The following is a 20642-nucleotide window of genomic DNA, read 5'->3' as shown; positions in this document are numbered from 1 at the left end:
ATGACATTATCCATTTCTATTGCAGTTCTTTTAATCACTTTAGGGATTACTGCAGATAATTTACTGCTGTCTAAAATGAGTCTGAATACGATTGCTTTTACCAAATCAAAAAAAACAATTCTGTTGCAGCTTGTTTTGTTTACGATACAATTACAGGTTATAAAATACGGGTATTGGACCGCAGCATTAGTAACAAGCAGCATAAAAAATCAGGAAAAATGGATCGCGGTAACCATGCTATTTTCGATAGCCGTTAAGATGATTCAGGAATTTAAAATAAAAGTAATACGAAACCATAAAACCTTTCCGGACTTAGACGACTTTTTAAACATTGCCCTTGCTTCATCAGTATATCTTTTTGTGCTGGGTTTTGCCTTAAGTCTCTTAAAGATTGAGCCGCTTACTATTTACAAAACCGTAATTCCATGTTTACTGTTTTTCCTTTTGATTGGCTGGTCTTTAAAATATTTCAATTCGGTTAAGGCCATTCAATTAATCAAAATTTCAGCCATAGTTATGATTTTCAGCGGAGTCATAATTTTTTTAATCAATACTATTTAATAATTACAACAATGAGTGCAAAAGAGAAAATTAAGCACCCCTTCTATTCCTTGGCCAACAATGGAATGAACGAAGGAACATCTACAAAATTGCGAAACGCTTCCCGAAGCGATTCTAATTTTGTCTATGCTATGCTCGAGAGTTCAGAAGCAGGAATCAGCATGCCAACCTCAAACGAACGTATTAAAAAATACGGACCTAATGAAGTACAGCATGACAAGGCACCCTCATGGCTAAAGCAATTATTTAAAGCTTTTATTAATCCGTTTATTTTCATCCTGCTGGTTATAGCCATCATATCTTTTGTTGTAGATGTCTGGCTTGCTGCACCGAGAGAAGCCGATTATAAAACCATTATTATGGTGGCAGTTATGGTGCTTTTTAGTGCTTTGCTTCGGTTTTTTCAGGAGTTTAGAAGCAATCAGGCTGCAGATAAACTAAAAAGCATGGTGAAAACCACGGCCACAGTGCTTCGAAAATTTATGGGCAAAAAAGAAATTGCCATGACAGAACTGGTTCCGGGAGATATTGTTTTCTTATCTGCCGGTGATATGGTGCCTGCTGACTGCCGTATTATGCAAAGTAAAGATTTATTTATCAGCGAATCCATGCTGACAGGAGAAGCTTTGCCGGTAGAAAAAACATTTCTGCCCATTCGTGATGCCGATACTAAACAACCTGTAGAACTCAATAATCTTTGTTTTATGGGAACCAATGTCGTAAGTGGTACGGCAATGGCGATTGTGGTGGCAACCGGAAACCGAACTTATTTTGGAAGTATCAGTAAAACTATTCTGGGCAACAGACCCGAAACTGCTTTTGATATCGGGATAAACAAAGTTAGTTACCTATTGATTCGTTTCATGCTGGTTATGGTTCCTGTAATTTTCCTGGTAAATGGTTTCTTAAAAGGAGACTGGATGCAGGCTTTGTTATTTGCCATTGCCGTTGCGGTGGGATTAACTCCTGAAATGCTGCCAATGATTGTGACTGCTAATCTGGCCAAAGGCGCCATGAATATGAGCAAACACAAAGTGATTGTAAAACGATTAAACGCCATTCAAAATATAGGTGCGATGGATATTCTATGCACAGATAAAACGGGCACGCTGACTCTGGATAAAATTGTACTTGAAAAACATTTAAATGTTTTGGGAGCAGAAGATGACGAAGTTTTAAAATGGGCTTACCTGAATAGTTTTCATCAAACGGGATTAAAAAATATACTCGACAAAGCTGTTCTGGAGCATGTTGAACTTCATGATTATTTAAAAGTAGAAGAATACTTCATGAAAGTAGATGAAATTCCTTTTGATTTTCAACGCAGACGTATGTCGGTTATTTTGAAAATGAGAAACGGAAATCATCTTTTAATCTGCAAAGGTGCGGTCGAAGAAATTCTCGATTTGTGTTCTCACAGTTTCGATCCAGGCGAAGACAAAGAGCTTCACCTTGAAAACGACAAAGTAATCCCAATGGATAAAAAGATGCACAATACGGTTTTGCAGACTTCTAAAAAAATGAACGAAGAAGGCTTAAGAGTTTTATTAGTTGCCATACGTGAGTTTGACGGAAAACATCCCCTAACCTATTCTGTACAAGACGAAAACAATCTAACCTTAACTGGATTTATTGGTTTTCTTGATCCTGCAAAACCATCGGCAAAACCAAGTATTGCAGCGCTTCAGGGATTAGGAATTGGAGTTAAAGTCCTTACCGGCGATAATGAAATCGTAACCAAAAAAATATGTAACGATGTTGGAATTCCAGTAAAAAACATTGTTCTGGGCACCGAGTTAGAAACCATGACACAGCAGGAACTTGCAGACCGTATTGATGATGTTTCCATTTTTGCCAAATTGAGTCCACTGCAAAAAGTAAGAGTTGTAAAAGCATTACGCGAAAAAGGACACACCGTTGGGTTTATGGGCGATGGTATAAATGATGCCGCTGCGCTTAAGGAGGCCGATGTAGGAATCAGCGTAGACACTGCTGTAGATATCGCCAAAGAAAGTGCCGATATTATTTTATTAGAAAAAGATTTAATGGTATTGCGCAAAGGCGTTATTTACGGTCGTAGAACCTTTGGCAACATCATCAAATACATCAAAATGACCGCCAGCAGCAACTTTGGTAATATGTTCAGCATGCTTGGAGCAAGTGCTTTCCTGCCTTTTTTACCAATGCTTCCGGTACAATTATTAACTCAAAATTTATTATACGATATATCACAAACCGCTATTCCGTGGGATCGAATGGATGAAGACTTTTTGAAAAAACCTAAAAAATGGGATGCTTCAAGTATTCAGAGATTTATGTTTTTCATTGGTCCAATCAGTTCCATTTTTGACTTTGCAACATTTGCTCTGATGTTCTTTTACTTCAAAGCAAACAGCCCGGAACTCCAATCGTTTTTTCAAAGCGGCTGGTTTATAGAAGGATTGCTTTCTCAAACATTGATTATTCACATGATACGAACCAAAAAAATTCCATTTATACAAAGCTGGGCAGCAACACCTGTAGTGGCCTTAACAACATTAATCATGCTGGTGGGTATCGCGATTCCGTTTTCGCCATTGGCACCCATGTTAAAAATGCAGCCACTTCCGTTAAGCTATTTCCCATTTTTATTTGGCATACTAACCTGCTATTGCCTGCTTACACAATTTGTTAAAACATGGTTTATCAAAAAATTCAATCAGTGGTTATAAAATTAAACGTATGAAACTAAAAACTAAAAACAGTAAACAATTCGAATGCAAAAATCTCTTAATAACACTAATTGCTGCAGCCGCATTAACAGCCTGTCACAATAAAACCGAAATGAAAGAAAACGAGGCTTTTTCTTTACAAGGCGATACCATTGTAGTTCCGGCAAAATCGATGATTGCTTCTAAATTAAAACTGGAAACCGTAAAAAATGAACCTTATGAATTTGAATTACAAACTGCCGGTACAGTTAAGGCAATTCCGAACTCGTATGCCGAGATTGCTCCACCATTTTCCGGAAGAGTAACCAAAGTATTTTTAAAACTGGGAATGAAAACCCAGGCCGGAACACCCCTTTTTGAAATGGTTTCACCTGATTTTACAGATGCACAAAAAAACTTTTTTCAGGCAAAATCCGGTTATCAGACTGCTAAACTTTCTTTAAAACGCCAGCAGGATTTAAAAGCTCACGGCGTAGGTTCTCAAAAGGATTTGGAGGAAGCAGAAACCAGTTTTGAAGTCATCGAAAAAGAATATCAAAATGCAGCCGCAAGCTTAAAAATATTTGGAGTTAATATCAACAAATTAGTTTTTGGACAGCCATTAGTAGTTACTTCTCCCATTGCCGGAGAAGTAATTACCAATGAGTTGGTTATGGGACAATTTTTAAAAGAAGAAGATGCTCCCAAAGCCAAAATTGCCGATCTGAAAAAAGTATGGGTTGCAGGGCAGATTAAGGAAAAAGACATTCGGTTTATTCATGAATTAGATAAAGCCGAAATTCAGGCCGGAGCTTATCCTGACAAGAAAATCACAGGAAAAATATTCCACGTTGATGAAATAATCGACGAAACGACCCGAAGCGTTCAGGTTTTAATTGAATGCGCCAATGCAGATCATCTGCTTAAACCCGGCATGTATGTATCTGTAAATTTTACCGACACACCCGTAAATACGCTTTTTGTTCCCGCAAAAGCCGTACTGCAATTTAACGACAAAAGCTTTGTATTTGTTCAATTAGCAAATGGAAAATATGCACGTCGTTATGTAGAAACCGGAGTATCGCAAAACGGGAAAATAGCCATCCAGTCACGATTACAACCAAATGAAACCATTATAAGCGAAGGAGCCTTTTATCTCCTTGAAGCAAAATAATCTGAAAATTAACCCAATCCCGATACCCATCGGGATCAAAGTTAAAATCATTAAAATCTTTTATCCCGATAGCTATCGGGAGTGGCTAAAAAATGCAAAGCAAGCAAGCAAAAACCTTAGAGCCAAAGCAACTTAGAACCTTAGTATCTCAGCACCTCAGCACCTCAAAAAAAATGAAAAAAAATATATTCGAAACAACAATAGCAAAACGCTGGCTGATTCTGGCGTTATTTCTGCTCCTCTCCTTATTTGGCTATTATTCGTGGACACAGCTTTCAGTTGAAGCCTATCCCGATATTGGCGATGTTACTTCTCAGGTTGTAACGCAGGTTCCCGGACTTGCCGCAGAAGAAGTTGAACAGCAAATTACGATTCCAATCGAGCGTGCCATTAACGGATTACCCGGAATGCATGTAATGCGAAGCAAAAGTACTTTTGGCTTATCTATGGTTACCATTGTTTTTGATGATGGTGTCGAAGATTACTTTGCCCGAACCCGAATTCAGGAACGTTTAAGCGATGTTGAACTGCCTTATGCAGCAGCGCCGGGTTTAGATCCGCTTACCTCTCCTACGGGTGAAATTTATCGCTACATAATTGAAAGTAAAGGTTATGATCTGCGAAAACTGAGTGAATTGCAGGAATATACAATTGTACCTCGTATAAAACAGGTTTCGGGTGTTGCCGATGTAACCAATTTTGGAGGAATCACAACACAATATCAAATTGAATTGGATCCGCGCAAAATAGAACAATACGGATTATCGCTGAGTGAAATAACCGAAACGATCGAAAAAAACAACGCCAATGTAGGCGGAAGCGTCATTAACCGCGGTGATCAGTCGTATGTCGTACGCGGTATTGGTCTGGTGAAAAATCTGGATGACATGGGGCGCATTGTAGTGAAATCTGTTAACGGAGTTCCGGTTTATCTAAATGATATTGGAAAACTAAAATACGGAAATCTGGAACGCAAAGGCGCATTAGGATATACCGATAAACGAGGCGTTGATTACTCAGATAATATTGAAGGAATTGTGCTTTTGCTAAAAAACCAAAATCCATCAGTGGTATTAAAAGGCGTTAACGAAGCCGTAGCCGATCTAAACAAAAATTACCTTCCGGAAGGCGTTAAAATTCATGCTTTTCTGGACAGAACCAATTTGGTAAATACTACCCTTACTACCGTTTCGCATACATTGCTGGAAGGAATGGCTTTGGTAATTATTGTATTAATTGTATTCCTAGGCAGTTGGAGAGGCGCCTTATTAGTAGCAATTACGATTCCAATTTCGCTTTTGATTGCTTTTATTCTAATGAAATTCACGAATATTCCGGCCAATCTGCTTTCGCTTGGCGCAATAGATTTCGGAATTATTGTCGACGGCGCGATCGTAATGATGGAAACTATTCTGAAAAAACGGGAAGATGACGAAACTAAAGAACTCACCGAAAATAGCGTTGCCAGCAGCGTAAAAAGTGTTGCGCGTCCCATTTTCTTTGCCACTCTTATCATCATCACAGCATACTTGCCATTGTTTGCTTTTGAAAGAGTAGAGAAAAAGTTATTTACGCCTATGGCATTTACTGTTGGTTATGCGCTTTTCGGTGCTTTATTGGTTGCTTTATTACTAATTCCGGGATTGGCTTATTTTATTTACCGAAAGCCGCAAAAAATGTATCATAACAAATGGCTGGATAAATTAACCAGCGCTTATCATAACCGAATTCAAAAAATAATGCAGGCGCCCAAAAAGGTATTTGCGCCTTTAATAGCCGTATTAGCACTTGCTTTAGTACTTACTATAACGGTTGGAAAAGATTTTTTACCGCCTTTAGACGAAGGTTCAATCTGGCTCCAAGTTTCGTTACCGCCGGGAATCACCTTAGAGAAATCTAAAGAAATGAGCGATAGCCTGCGTCACAGAACTTTAAAACACGAAGAAGTAACTTATATGATGGTGCAGGCTGGACGAAATGATGACGGAACCGATGCCTGGACACCTTCTCACTATGAATGCAGTGTGGGTTTAAAACCTTACAGCGAATGGAAATCAGGAAAAACGAAAGAAGACCTAATCAAAGAACTTGCTGCTGAATATGCGACGATGCCCGGTTATAATATTGGTTTTTCGCAGCCTATGATTGATGGCGTAATGGATAAAATTTCGGGAGCACACAGCGAATTGGTTGTAAAAGTATATGGCGAAGATTATAAAGAAACCCGAAGAATTGCCGAAGACATCATCAAAACGCTGAAAGACGTTAAAGGTGCTGTTGATCTGGCTATCGATCAGGAACCGCCGTTACCACAGATACAAGTAATTGCAGACCGTCAGAAAATTGCGCAGTACGGTTTAAATGTAGATGATGTATCTGAACTTATAGAAGTGGCTATGGGAGGAAAAGCCGTTTCACAGATTTTTGTAGGCAACAAAGTCTATGATATTACAGCAAGATACAATGAAGAAAGCCGTAATAATCCGGAGAAAATAGGAAACTTAATGCTCACAAATTCCGAAGGCGTAAAAATTCCTTTATCACAAGTATGCGATATCAAACTCAATACGGGAGAAAGCACCATTGCCCGTGAAACGAACAAACGTCATCTAACCGTTCGTTTAAACCTGCGAGGCAATGATTTGAGCTCTTTTCTAAAAGAAGCGCAAGCCAGAATTGAAAAAGAAGTAAAATACAATCATGAAGAATTTAAAATAAAATGGGGAGGCCAATTTGAAAATCAGGAACGTGCCTACGGTCATCTGGCTATTATCGTTCCGTTAGCGCTTGCCATTATGTTTGTACTGCTGTACGGTGCTTTTGGAAAATTCCGTCAGGCTGGATTGTTAATGAGTATCGTTCCTCTGGCATTATTTGGCGGAATGCTGGCTTTAAATGTTCGCGGTATGACCTTAAATGTTTCCTCGGCAGTAGGTTTTATAGCCTTATTTGGAGTAGCCATACAAAATGGAGTTATCATGATTTCTCATATTAATCAGCTTCGCAAAAACGGAATGACGCTTATAGAATCTGTAACCAATGGTGCAAAACAGCGTTTCCGTCCTGTTTTAATGACAGCCACAGTGGCGGTATTAGGATTATTACCTGCTTCACTGGCAACAGGAATAGGCAGCGATGTGCAAAGACCTTTGGCAACGGTTATTGTTTACGGACTTTTATTTTCTACCATCCTGACCCTTTTTGCTTTGCCATCACTTTATTATCTCATCGAGAAAAAATTTGATTGGGCAGAAACGGCAAAACAACACGAAACTGATTCTCAATAAAATGATATTTATGATTAAAAATATAAAACAAAAATGGGTAACACTTTTGATACTGCTGTCTTTTTCGGCAGTATTAAATGCCCAGATTGATACGACATTCGTTTCGGCAAAAATGAACTATCCTGATTTTCTTTCTTTGGTCAGCAAAAATAATCTGGGATATGCAGCCGAAAAATTTAATGTAGATATGGCACAGGCTAATACTGAAGCTTCAAAAGTTTTTCCGGATCCGGAACTGGCTGTTGGTGCAAGTGATAATGGCCAGCGCAGAATGCAGATGGGTTATGGTTTTTCTACCGAATTAAGCTGGACGCTTGAATTGGGAGGCAAAAGAAAGGCCCGAATAAATGTGGCCAAAAGTACAGCAGAACTAACCAAAACTTTATTAGAAGATTATTTTAGAAATCTTAGAGCCGAGGCTACTTTAAATTATTTAACCGGATTAAAACAGAAACAGATTTTTAAAGTGCAGTTCAACTCCTATACTATTCTTAAAAATATTGCTGCTACAGACAGCATCCGTTTTAAACTAGGAAGTATTACGGAGATTGATGCCCGTCAAAGTAAACTGGAAGCCAATTCAATGCTAAATGATGTGTACCAAAGTGAAGCCGATTGGAAATCAGCTCTTTTGGAATTGGGTACAATGCTGGGAAATCAAAAAGCAGATACGTTGTATTTACCTTCGGGTGATTTGACAAAATTTGAACGCATATTTAATTTGAATGAACTTATCGTTACGGCTCAAAACAATAGAACCGACTTGCTTGCAGCTCTTAAAAACAAAAATGTCGCTCAGGAAGTTTTAAAATTAACCAAAGCCAATAGAATTTTGGATTTGGGATTGAGTTTTGGTTTAGAAAATGCTTCTGTTGTTACTAATGTTGTGGCTCCTACTCCATCTTCTAACGCCGTTTCTGCTGGAATTACGATTCCTCTTAAATTTTCAAATCGAAACAAAGGAGAATTAAAAGCCGCCGAATACAGCTTACAGCAAGCCGACGTTGTGTACAAACAAACGGAGTTACAAATTCAAACTGAAGTTCGGAAAGCATGGTTTGCTTATCTCACTGCACAAAAACAAGTTAAACAGTTTGATACCGGTTTATTGGCTGATGCAAAAAAACTGCTGGACGGAAAAGTTTATAGTTACAAACGCGGCGAAACCACTTTACTTGAGGTATTAAATGCACAGCGAACTTATAACGAAACACAGCTTAGTTATCATGAAACCCTGTACAATTATGCTGCATCTTTAGTAGAACTGGAAAAAACAGCGGGTATCTGGGATATTAATTTTTAAAATCTGTAACAATGAAAAAAATCTATATAATATTATTCCTGCTCTGTTCTCTGTTAAAAGTTAATGCACAGGAAACTGGGCTTACTTTTGGCATTAGCGCTGGTATAAACGGATCCTCATTAAATGGTCAAAATGTTGACAGTTTATCAACAGGCGGAGCGCCAAAAAGCTTAACTGGCCAAACCATTGGAATTACACTTGACAATAAAATATCAAAATACTTTGGATTAAAACACGAGGTATTTTACAGCCGGAAATTGGTTTCGCTTCAATTAAATGATACATTAAACGGCGATTATAAAAGTAAATTTAAACGGCAGTATATTGAATTATTTCCCGTAAGTCCTGCTTTTTATTACAAAGGAATACAGCTCTTTGCAGGTCCGTATATTGGAATTTTGCTAAATGCTTCCTTACAGCGCAAAGATCCCGACGGAAATTTATATACCGATACATCACTCTACGGAAACGGTACAACGCCAAGTAAATACAGTCAAAAAATAGATGCCGGATTTACCGCTGGTTTAAACTATGAATTTTCAAATGGTATTCGTTTAGGCGGCAGATACATTAAAGGATTTGTTCCGCTTATCGAAAATGCCAATACCAAACCACAATGGAAGATTTACAACGAAAGTTTCTTTGTCACGGTTGGATATACTTTTAAAAATCCGTGATTTGCTTAATATCCCAATATATTTAGTGGTTATCATTCCACTCCCCTCACCAAAAAAGTCCTAATTTTCATTAGGCCTTTTTTTTTATGGTAATATTTCATTGCTAAAAATTCAAAAAAAAATCTTCCGGAAACTCGAAATCCAGTAAAATAAAGCAATACAGCGGTTAGGTTCAAATTATTAAATGAAACTAAATCTTATTTCAATCATTTACGCTTCAAAACCCCAAAAAAAATCCATACAGCTTTTTCAGTCTCTTATGCATAAAAATCCGGGACTCATGTCTTTTTTTTTATTTAAGCTTTTTCATCGTAGTAATTTTATGAATAAATAATTACCCCAAAAAGCAATCTAAACAAGAACCTACAACATGGAAAATTCAACTAACCAGGAAACACAAACTTGCCCTTATCTGGCGCAACAAGCTGCTTCGACACCAGCTGTAATACCAGACATTACAACTCCAATTGTAACAACGACCAATCAGCCAACAGTTATTGGTACATCCAATCTCGGACTTTTAAATAATTTTATTGGTACCTGGAATAGTCCCACGGGAGTCCAAGCTACGGGTTACAATGTTATGCCATTACCTCAGGCAGATGTTCCAAGTGGTTATATCACTAAAAACTTCCCTTATTTTGAAGAAATTTCTTTTTCGGCTATAGCAGGCGGAGCACCAAATCGCGAGGGTCGATACACACAAACAAGTGGCGTACTCTTTTATGAACAAAGAGTTTACATTGCTAACAATGCCGATCCAAACGGAGCACAACCTATAGAAAACACTTTAATTCATGCCGAAAATGGCACTTGGCTTTACCACGCAATACAACCTCAACTGGAAGGTCCTTACGGTCCGGGTACAGTTGCTGACAATACTATTATTCCAACACAAGATCCAACGACTCAATACAACAAACAAATTTCGGTACCACACGGCGTTTCCATTTTAATGGTTGGAGGACCAGTTGTTACCGGAACAGGCAATCCACTTTTTCCAACCGCCGACAGAACTCAATTACCTTTTACAGACCAATCTATTATTGATCCGTCAACCTATCTCACACAGCAATTGAGTTCATTAAATGCTAACGGAATTACAGTTACAAGCTATTCCAGTATTACGGTAAGTACTAATAATCATGGTGGCGGAGTAAATAATATCAATTTTGAAAATTCTTTTGGAAAGGTAATTTCAATGGAAACAACTTGGTATGTTGAAACTTTGAGTAACGGAACAGTTCAGTTGCAATACATTCAAAATATTGTTTTACAGTTTTTGATTAATGGTATTCCTACTCAATTTCTACATATTGACGCCAATACTTTGCAAAAGGTATAAACATTTGCACAAACCTGAATACTGAATATGGAACTGGATAAACCGATAACATTCGCAGTTTACAGGTACGTATAAAAATTTAAAACAAGAAAGATTACAAATAAACCTATTGCCAAAAAAAAATAACTACATGGAAACAAAAAAACTTTTTAAATTTTCGGATACGGTAACAAAAGAAAATATCCCGGAAGTAATGCAGCAAGCAATTGCGCTTGAACTTGCTACTATCCCAACATATTTATCTACCTATTATTCGATAAACAGAGCACAGAATCAGGACGCATTGTACGCTAAAATTCATGCTCAGCTTACTCAAGCCGGCAAACTTAATCCTGCAGAAATTGATGCATTGGCACAAGAACTGAAAGTCGACGTATTGGTTTATTCTAATAAAGCAGCAGCTTTAATTATGAGTGTTGTTATCGAAGAAATGCTGCATCTTGCTCTTGCATGCAATGTGAAACAAGCTGTTTGTCAAATCGCTCCCGATCTAATGGGAATTGGAAAAATATTATCTTTTCCAACACAATTAGACGGACATATCCCCGAGTTTCAAATTAATGCTGCAAAATTATCGTTAAATCAATTGACTACTTTCCTACAGATAGAAAGCCCTGAACCGTTTGAAGATCCTTACAAAGACAAACAATTATTAAATACAATTGAATATAAGACTATTGGTCGCTTGTACGAATTAATTATTACGTGTATAAAAGAAGATTTTCCCGGACCCTATAATTACAGACCACAATTGCTTCCTCCGGATGATTCAGGAGGTGCGAGACCATTCTATTCTCAAAATTCCATGAATACTGTGCATTATGACAGAGACCACAATCCTCAGTTTGCAAATGAAGATGAAAGTGGCGGACTTCTTGGAGTATATGATGCTAATTCAGCAATTGAAGCTATAGGACGTATTATTGAACAAGGAGAAGGAAAAAGTGATGACCAACAACATATCTTAGAATGGGGTGAAAATAAAATGCCTGTTCCATTGGAAATTGTTGATGGAAAGGCTGTTTTTTGGCCAGGTGATTATGATGATACCGGAAAAGAACTGGCTCACTTTGCCAAATTCCTGGAAGTCTACAGTTTTGGTGGTTACTATCAGGAAAAGTTTAGTAAAATTCAGGGCTTAGACGATTTCTTTAGCTATTTTGTATATAATACTGATGCTAATCCTCAAACAGCCGATTATACTGCTTCAGGTAACGAGGCATTGGCATTATGCTCAGAATTAGGTAATGCCGTTTTTGCTTATATTCTTTTAATGATTGAAGCCTGCTATTACAAAGACGAAAGCACTCAATACGATCTATTCATGTACGGTATTCATAAATCGATGATCTGGCTTTTGAGTGGTGTTGGAAATCAAATCAATAAATACACTTATACTAAAGACAATACAACCTATCAAGGCGCTCTGACATTTGAGCCTTATTTATTTGAGCAAAGTTCCCTAAGACCTAAAGCACAAATTATGAATTTAGTCGATCAATTGGCTAAAGCAGATCCTAACTGGAGTTGGGCAACAGATCCCAAATACGACAATTATTTTCCAGCTCTGCCAGATGTAGGTCTAGATTATAGCATTGTAGCCGATGTGCCTAAAGTACCAAGTACCCCATATACCCACCAATCTTAAAAAACATATTATGTCAGAACTAGTAAATAGAGAGCTTCATGTATGTATGGGGCTTAATTCATGCAAAAATGCAGGATATTCAGGAAATAATGACTGTGCAGGAAAGGGAGATTGCTCAACAGCAGTTGGTCATCCTTGCCACACTTTAAACGAGTGCAAAGGACAAGGTGGTTGCGGTATTTTTGGCACTACCGAAGAATTTTGTCATCCGGGTCAAAACGAATGCCGCTATCAGGGTAGCTGTGGTGTACCCATTTTATCTTCTCGTTTTATGGCGCAAGGTCCCAATAAAGGACTTAGCGTTTGGCAGTTAGCCAGAATACGTTTTGAAGAACAAAGAAAAGAAAATGGTGAGGAATTTGGCCCAGCTCCGCTACCATACGGACCAAGTGAAGATTACGTAAATACCATTCGCCATACAACAGGTGTCGATTATTCTTCTTGCGGCCAAAGTGGTTCAAGATCTTGCTCTTACATCAACAATCCTGCCGAAAGAAAGATTGCTGCTGATCTAAGAGTTTTGAAAATGGAACAGGAAAGTGCCAAAAAACTACCGGAAAGTCTCTCAAATTGTAAACCAAAAAACAATGGCAACTAGACTCGGATTACCCAATTTAGGGTTGGGTTTAGGACTTAGAAGCCAGCATTTCGAGCATATTCTGAAAAAGAATCCTGCCGTAGATTGGTTTGAGGTGATTTCTGAGAATTTCATGGACTCACACGGACGACCAAGACACATTTTACATCAAATAGCAGAACGATATCCCGTGGTCATGCACGGGGTATCTTTGTCTATTGGAAGTACTGATCCGCTAAATTTGGATTACCTAAAGAGCTTAAAACAATTGGCAGCCGAGGTACAACCCGTCTGGATTAGCGATCATTTGTGCTGGACAGGAGTCTTAACGACCAATTCGCACGATTTACTTCCGCTTCCGCTAAATGACGAATCATTAAAGCATGTTTGTAACCGAATCAATCAGGTGCAGGACTATTTAGAACGACCACTGATTGTCGAGAATCCAAGCACTTATGCAGCCTTTAATAATTCTACACTTCCGGAATGGGAATTTTTACGAATAATGACCGAAGAAACGGGTTGCGGATTACTTCTGGATGTCAACAACGTTTATGTGTCTTCTTTCAATAATGATTTTGATCCCGTAGAATATATCAAAGGAATTCCGCATGATAAAATTGTACAAATGCATTTGGCAGGTCATCAAAATTGTGGCAATTATATTATTGATACACACGATAGAGAAGTAAATTCTCAAGTATGGAAATTGTTTCAACTGGCTTATCAACTGGCAAACGAAGCATCGGTTTTATTAGAATGGGATGGTAATATTCCGTCCTTCGATATTTATCATTCCGAATTACTTAAATCAAAACAATATATGGATGAAACCTTTATTGGAGTTGATAACGAAGTTCGGTTTATGGATAAAGAACAGGTTTCAAATCCATTGAATCTTTTTGAAATGAATAAATTTATATAAGCACAAAAAATGCAGCAAACGGCCAAAATACCATTAAAAAATTTCCAGCAATGGATGCAGCAACTTCTACTGGATCCTTTCCAGCAAACGGGAATCAATCCCGGTGATTTACTTTCGGATCAATCAAATGCTGCTTCAATTGAAGATGTGATTTGTCATTCTGAAAAACTTACCGCACAGGAACATTTGGGTATTTACCAAAGAAGCTATATTGCCCGTTTGCGAAATTGTATGTCACAGCAATTTAGCGCCTTAGAATATGCCTTAGGCGAGGCTCTTTTTTGCGCTTTCGCGGATGATTATCTCGCTTCAAAGCCTTCGCAGAATTATAATTTAGCGTATTTAGGAGCTCATTTTGCAGACTATCTCGAAACCAACCGACCCGATGCCCAAGAAAATATCAAAGAAAACTGGATTGATTTCATGATTGAACTCGCCCGATTTGAATATGCCATTGGCGTTATTTTCGAAATGAAAGCCGAAGAAGATTATCCATTAGCTACCATCAATACAGATGAAAATAAACTACAACTCGTACCAATATGTGAGTTGTTTCAATTTCGATTTCCTGTTCGAAAATATTATTCTGATTTTAAAAATGAAAAACAACCCCACTTGCCTTCTGAAAGCGAAAGTTATTGTGTAGTCCTGAGACACAAATTTAAATTAGCAATTTATGATTTGCATAAAGAACAATTTGAGTTTTTGACTTATTTGAAAGAAGGAAACAATATTACTGAAACCAAAGAACTCATTAAAACTCAATATAAAGAAAGTCCTCATTTATTTGATGAAGTTTGGAACAGTTGGAAGGAATCCTGGATAACTGCTCATTTTTTTCGAGTTTAAGTAGAAACATCAAAATCACATCTTCTACAAAAAAACAGATAAAATTCTCCTTAAAAAATCAAATTTCACTGAATTAATTCATAAATAATTCCATTCAAAAACAAAAAATAAACCCCATAACTAAACCACCTCATCATGGAAAACTATTTACACGGCTTACTCGACGAAGACAACGACGCTATTATCCAGCAATACTTAAAGTACATTGACGACGGAATCCCGCGTACGGATAAAGCAAAAGACGTATTAATTATTGGTGCCGGAATGGCCGGAATGGTAGCTGCAAGTCTGTTAAAACAAGGGGGACATAATGTTACGATAGTCGAATCAAATACGCGTGTTGGCGGCAGAATTAAGACTTTCAGAAATTCTGAAAACAAAAAATATTTTGAAGACGACACAGTTTATGGCGAAGCCGGTGCAATGCGTATACCAACCATACACCAGATGGTGCTCAAATACATTGATAAACTCGGACTCAAAACCGAGCCCTTTTATTATCTGTCTGTAGATAAAAAACAAGCCATCGCCTATCAGGCAGACCCAGCTAAACCGGAACCTGAGGTTACCAGGAATTCCCTTTTCTACATTAACCGCAAACGCGTTGTGCAGAATGAATATATCCGAAAAGATGGAGCTAAAGTCGATGTAAACAAACTATTGGACTTTCATCTGGGCACTAGCGAAAACATGCGTTCCGACCAATTAATGGCTAATATTATTAATCCGCTTAAGGCTTTTATTGCAGAAGATCCTGAGAAAAACTGGCCTTTGCTAATCGAGCGTTACGGAGAATATTCGATGCGTCGTTTCTTAAAAGAAAATTCGATGTATTCAGAGAATGCTATCGAAATGATTGGAGTGTTGCAAAATCTTGAATCCAGAATGTCTTACGATTTTATACAAAGTTTTATTGAGCAAAATATCATCAAGGATTCTACTCGATTTTTGGAAATTGTTGGCGGAAGCGATCTGCTGCCAAATGAATTTTTTAAAGCTCATAATCTTGAAGAAAACACCTATTTTGATTGCAGAATGACCAAAATGATGCTCGTTAACAACAAGGTAAAAATAGAAGTGGATATTGAAGTACAACGTGACTTTCAGTTTTATGAAGACGCAGGATTCAAAGCATTAAAAACGCCAGTGAGTGATCTGGAGTTTGATGAAGTAATTGTCACCATCCCCTTTTCTGCATTAAGACATGTGTATGTAACACCTCAATTCAAACAACCTAAACGAAAAGCAATTCGAGAACTACACTACGATTCTGCTACTAAAATATTGTTGGAATTTCGCGAGAAATGGTGGCAGGAAGCTCCTTATAATATTGTTGGTGGAGGTACGATTACTGATTTTTCAAACCGTTTCACTTATTATCCAAGTAATGATTTGGGAGCTAAAGGACATGGCGTTGTACTGGCATCGTATTGCTGGTCTGATGAAGCAAGCCGCTGGGATTCTATGGATGACGACGATAGATATTTTTATGCGCTTAAAAACCTGGCTATCATGCATTCTGATGATGAGAAAGAACAGCAGCGCATTATTGACCTTGCTGTTGTTACCTCGAGCATAAAAGACTATAAAAAGAAAGGCGGAAAATTAATAGGTGGAGCAACGCAAAGCTGGATGCGTGACCCGTATGCTTATGGTGAAGCGGCGATATTTAATCCGGGACAGTTACAATTATTACAGCGTCATATCATCTCAACGGAATGGAACGGAAAAGCACATTTTGCCGGAGAACATACTTCGCTAAAACATGCCTGGATTGAAGGTGCCATCGAGTCTGGAATCCGTACAGCATTAGAAGTCAACGAAAATACTGGTAACCTGAATAATCCTATTTAAGATGTCACAGCAAAAAATCTCCGTTGCAAAATACCTGCAAATACGTCTGGAACAATTAGGACTCACCCATTTATTTGGAATTGCAGGCAATTATACTGCGCCGTTTTTGAATACGATTCAAGAAGACAAAAATGCAAAAATTAAAATCGTTAACGACACGAATGAAATAAATGCCGGACATTGTACTGATGCCTACGCACGTCAAAATGGCTTCGCCGCAGTAGCCGTAACGTATGGCGTGGGAGCATTTACGCTGCTTAATTCAGTTGCGGGTTCTTATGTAGAACATTGTCCCGTGCTTGTCATTAATGGAGCTCCGACTAATAAAGATCAGCAGCGAAGCCTTGTTCAGGGTATGCTGGCATCACATATGACTGGTGATATGTACAGCAATATCAATGTGTTCCGAAATGTTACCGTTGCGGCTGAACAAGTTACAGGTTCATCAGATGCTCCTTATAAAATTGATTCCGTTTTAAACGCCTGTATTTTATACGGAAGACCCGTTTATCTTGAAGTTTTTGAAGATGTATGGCGAATGGAATGCAATCCGCCTGTCGCTCCATTAGTAGAAAGAGAAGCGTCTAAATGTCAAACAAGTGCACGAAAAGCTGCTCAAAGAGTCGCTGCAATGGCAAAAGGAAAAGAAATTATTTTCTGGGGCGGAATCGAAATCCAGCGCTATGGCATTCAAAAAGAATTCCTGGATCTGATTGAAACTACCGATACAGAATTTGTAACTTCTATACTCGGAAAATCAATCGTCTCTGAAAATCATCCTAAATTCAAAGGAGTTTTTAATGGCAAGGCATCGCCAAAAGATGTCAAGGAACGATTCGAAAAAGCCCAACTAAAAATCGGTCTTGGCGTGTGGACGACCGGCAAAAATCTGGGCGGTTTTGATGTATGGAAAGAAGATACTGTACTTGCCAATCATAGCGGTGTACGTATTGGGGCTTCATATATTGCTAATGTATCGCTAAGAGATTTTATGATATTCCTGAAAGAAGAACTTACCAAAGTTACTTTTAGTGCTTACGAAATGTATGATACAGAGCAGCTGCCTGAGTCATTTTTTCTGGCTAATAACAAGATAACAAAAAGAGGAAAACCAGCGCTTACTTACGATTCATTTTTCAGCCGAATTAATAGTTTTATAGACGAGAAGCATATAGTGGTTGCCGATGCGGGTTTTCCTTTGTTGGGTGCTCAGGGTATTCGTATTGCAGAACCTAACGGTTTCGTAGCACAGGCCTCATGGCTTTCGATAGGTTATTCTGTTCCTGCGGCAACCGGAATAAAATGTGCCAGACCTGATAAAAGGCCAGTAGTATTTGTTGGAGACGGTGCTTTTCAGGAAACTTGTCAGGCCATTTCTACACAGAATAAACTGAAACACGACACCATTGTTTTTGTTTTGGATAATGGTATTTATGGAATCGAACAAATGCTTGTTAATCCAAATCCGTTTCGTGGTGCGGACAAAGTTGAATATAGCGTTCCCGATTTAAACAATGTTTATGATTACAACGAAATGCACCGTTGGAAATATGCGAAACTTGTTGATGTATTTGGAGGTAAAGGTTTTGAAGTCAATACTCTCGACGAACTCGAGGACGTTATAAAGCAGCTTGACGATATTAAAGAAAATACCATTATACATGTAAACATACCTAAAACATCTATTCCGGAAGCAATTGCTTATAAAACAGAAGAGCCTGGAGAGGATGAATTTCTGGATAAAAACTGGAGTTTATGCTAGGTTTAAAATGGGTTAATTTTTAAAACATTTCATCAAAATAAACAAAAAAAGCCATCTCAGTTTTCATTACTAAGATGGCTTTTAAAATTTTAGTAGTTATTTAAAAAGTGAAGAAATGACTTCTGAAAAAATCAATTAATACTAAATGAAATTTCTATGCTATCGTATATTTTTTCTCTGTAATAGTAGTTGTAGTTTCCGTTGTTACACTGTCTACAAATCGCCATTCAGCTTCAGAACCAGATGGTGTAAATTTAAGATAGGTATATCCTCGCTTGTACAAATTGGCATATTCTAAATCATCTATCAAAACGGTAAATGCTTGTGCTAATTCTATCGCCTTTTTAGGATCGGATGTAATTCCAAGATAAGCTTCTAATCCTGGCGAAGAAACAGAACTACAGGCAATTTCAGTACCTATAAAATTCCCCTGCATATTGGTCAGTTTACCCATCCAGGCATTATGTGTATCTCCGGCCAGCACCACAACATTTTTTCCTGAAAGTATAGCATACAATTGTTCTCTTTCTGCAAAATAACCATCCCAGGCATCCAGATTATAAGGCAAGGTTGTCGTAACTCTCGCAATTTCCTGAGCAGTTAAAGACGGATCACTTTGTTTGTGTCTCATTTTAATTACAACAAGTTCAGAGATTGCACCAATAAGCGCCTGCATAGTTGCCGGCTGTGCGCTTCCAAAATGATCTACTTCTGCTAAAACCTGATTCAAAAGCAGCAGCAACTCTGCAGGAATCAGCATTTTTGTCATCAGGATCTGCTGTCCTAATACTTTCCATTTAGCAGTATCTGCATTAATCTGTGATCCCAGCCACGTCATTTGTTCGCTTCCAATCAATTTTCTGTTGGTACTTAAAAGATCGGTTCTAAATTTTGTCTGATCGAAATTCCCCACATTATCAATATAATCAGAATAGCTCATCTGCTTATCTCTGGCAATAACTCGGGTATCCATCATATAAAGCGAAAGAATATTACCAAAATTAAAACTTCTGTAAATTCTAAGATCTTTTCCTGTTTTAAGTGGAATATATTCGCTGTAAGCCTGAAAAGCGGCCATTTTTCTCATCTGAAAATCTCCTTCGGCAGGCTGATGATTTTCTGCACCTGATTTATAAGTATCATTGGCAAACTCATGGTCGTCCCAAACACATATAAAAGGCTTTTTCTGATGAAGAAGCTGAAGATTTTTATCTCCTCTGTATTGTCTGTAACGCTCTCTGTAATCACCTAGGCTTAAAATCTCTCTGGCGGGTTTATGTTCTCTGCCCAGCGAATTGGTAAATGGGTTTGTACCGTATTGTCCCGGTGCATATTCGTAAATATAATCTCCAAGATGAACCACTACATCTGCATCTGAGGAAGCGATCGCACCATACACATTAAAAAGTCCAGCCGGAAAATTAGAACAGGAAACAACAGCCATTTTTACTTCATTTACACTATCTGCTTTAGATGGCAGTGTACGTGTTTCACCAATAACCGTTACTTGTTTGGTTTTGGCATTATAAAATCTATAATAATATTTTGTATTAGAGGTAATGTTCTGAACATCTACCGCTATTGTAAAATCATTTATGGATGATGCCGCTGCCTGCCCTTTTCTTATTATTTGAGAAAATCCGGCATCCTTACTTAGTTCCCAGGTTATTTCAGCATCTGAACCTACTGAATATCTTGTCCAGATAATCACTCCTGTTTCTGTCGGATCAAAACTGGCTACTCCAGTCTCAAATCCTTCATTTTTCAGTCCATCCGGCGCACCGCTGTTATCCGATTTATCATCGTCACTACAGCTTTCAATAAGTGGAGCGATGAATACTCCTCCAGCGGCCAATAAAGAATTTCTAAGAAACCTTCTTCTGCTTAAATCATTGTTATTTTCCATAAAAAAATTTTTATATCAAAAAAACAATGTATTATTAAAACGGAGGTTATGCCATTTTTAAAATTACCTTACATTAATATTTAC

14 protein-coding genes are annotated in these 20642 nt (G+C 38.0%); 13 read left to right on the top strand and 1 reads right to left on the bottom strand.

What is annotated here, in order from left to right:
- From FLACOL7796_RS00715 to FLACOL7796_RS00655, 13 genes are all read left to right on the top strand, one after another.
- Complete coding sequence (locus FLACOL7796_RS00715) at positions 1 to 561, top strand: manganese efflux pump (RefSeq protein WP_173968810.1); 561 nt, start codon at positions 1 to 3, stop codon at positions 559 to 561.
- Positions 562 to 572: 11 nt separating this feature from the next.
- Positions 573 to 3272, top strand: a complete 2700-nt coding sequence (mgtA, locus tag FLACOL7796_RS00710; protein WP_173968808.1) for a magnesium-translocating P-type ATPase — start codon at positions 573 to 575, stop codon at positions 3270 to 3272.
- Between the two features lie 10 nt (positions 3273 to 3282).
- Positions 3283 to 4425, top strand: coding sequence for an efflux RND transporter periplasmic adaptor subunit (locus FLACOL7796_RS00705; RefSeq protein ID WP_173968806.1), 1143 nt, complete (start codon positions 3283 to 3285; stop codon positions 4423 to 4425).
- 173 nt (positions 4426 to 4598) lie between these two features.
- Positions 4599 to 7712, top strand: a complete 3114-nt coding sequence (locus FLACOL7796_RS00700) for an efflux RND transporter permease subunit (protein ID WP_173968804.1) — start codon at positions 4599 to 4601, stop codon at positions 7710 to 7712.
- A gap of 10 nt (positions 7713 to 7722) precedes the next feature.
- A complete protein-coding gene (locus FLACOL7796_RS00695; RefSeq protein WP_173968802.1) occupies positions 7723 to 9015 on the top strand; it encodes a TolC family protein in 1293 nt (430 codons plus the stop codon).
- An 11-nt stretch (positions 9016 to 9026) separates the two neighbouring features.
- Positions 9027 to 9692, top strand: coding sequence for an outer membrane beta-barrel protein (locus FLACOL7796_RS00690; RefSeq protein WP_173968800.1), 666 nt, complete (start codon positions 9027 to 9029; stop codon positions 9690 to 9692).
- Between the two features lie 370 nt (positions 9693 to 10062).
- A complete protein-coding gene (locus FLACOL7796_RS00685; protein ID WP_173968798.1) occupies positions 10063 to 11037 on the top strand; it encodes a heme-binding protein in 975 nt (324 codons plus the stop codon).
- 130 nt (positions 11038 to 11167) lie between these two features.
- Entirely contained in the window at positions 11168 to 12685 is a 1518-nt protein-coding gene (locus FLACOL7796_RS00680) for a ferritin-like domain-containing protein (protein ID WP_173968796.1), read from the top strand.
- Between the two features lie 10 nt (positions 12686 to 12695).
- Positions 12696 to 13283 carry a hypothetical protein gene (locus FLACOL7796_RS00675; protein ID WP_173968795.1) on the top strand — a complete coding sequence of 196 codons (588 nt, stop codon included), beginning with the start codon at positions 12696 to 12698 and terminating at the stop codon, positions 13281 to 13283.
- The gene (gene bufB, locus FLACOL7796_RS00670; RefSeq protein ID WP_173968793.1) at positions 13273 to 14187 is read left to right on the top strand and encodes an MNIO family bufferin maturase; all 915 of its coding nucleotides are present in this window, start codon (positions 13273 to 13275) and stop codon (positions 14185 to 14187) included. Before FLACOL7796_RS00675 ends, bufB begins: the two co-directional genes overlap by 11 nt.
- Before the next feature lie 9 nt (positions 14188 to 14196).
- Complete coding sequence (locus FLACOL7796_RS00665; RefSeq protein ID WP_173968791.1) at positions 14197 to 15036, top strand: HvfC/BufC N-terminal domain-containing protein; 840 nt, start codon at positions 14197 to 14199, stop codon at positions 15034 to 15036.
- A 135-nt stretch (positions 15037 to 15171) separates the two neighbouring features.
- Positions 15172 to 16890, top strand: coding sequence for a flavin monoamine oxidase family protein (locus tag FLACOL7796_RS00660; protein ID WP_173968790.1), 1719 nt, complete (start codon positions 15172 to 15174; stop codon positions 16888 to 16890).
- Between the two features lies 1 nt (position 16891).
- Positions 16892 to 18652, top strand: a complete 1761-nt coding sequence (locus tag FLACOL7796_RS00655) for an alpha-keto acid decarboxylase family protein (protein ID WP_173968788.1) — start codon at positions 16892 to 16894, stop codon at positions 18650 to 18652.
- Positions 18653 to 18806: 154 nt separating this feature from the next.
- Here FLACOL7796_RS00655 and FLACOL7796_RS00650 read toward each other — a convergent pair whose 3' ends face one another.
- Positions 18807 to 20558, bottom strand: a complete 1752-nt coding sequence (locus FLACOL7796_RS00650) for an alkaline phosphatase D family protein (protein ID WP_173968786.1) — start codon at positions 20556 to 20558, stop codon at positions 18807 to 18809.
- Positions 20559 to 20642: the final 84 nt, after the last annotated feature.

This window comes from Flavobacterium bizetiae, from assembly GCF_902804475.1.
GTDB lineage: Bacteria > Bacteroidota > Bacteroidia > Flavobacteriales > Flavobacteriaceae > Flavobacterium > Flavobacterium bizetiae.
Note: the sequence above shows the minus strand (reverse complement) of the source record. Positions and strands in the feature narration are given on the sequence as shown.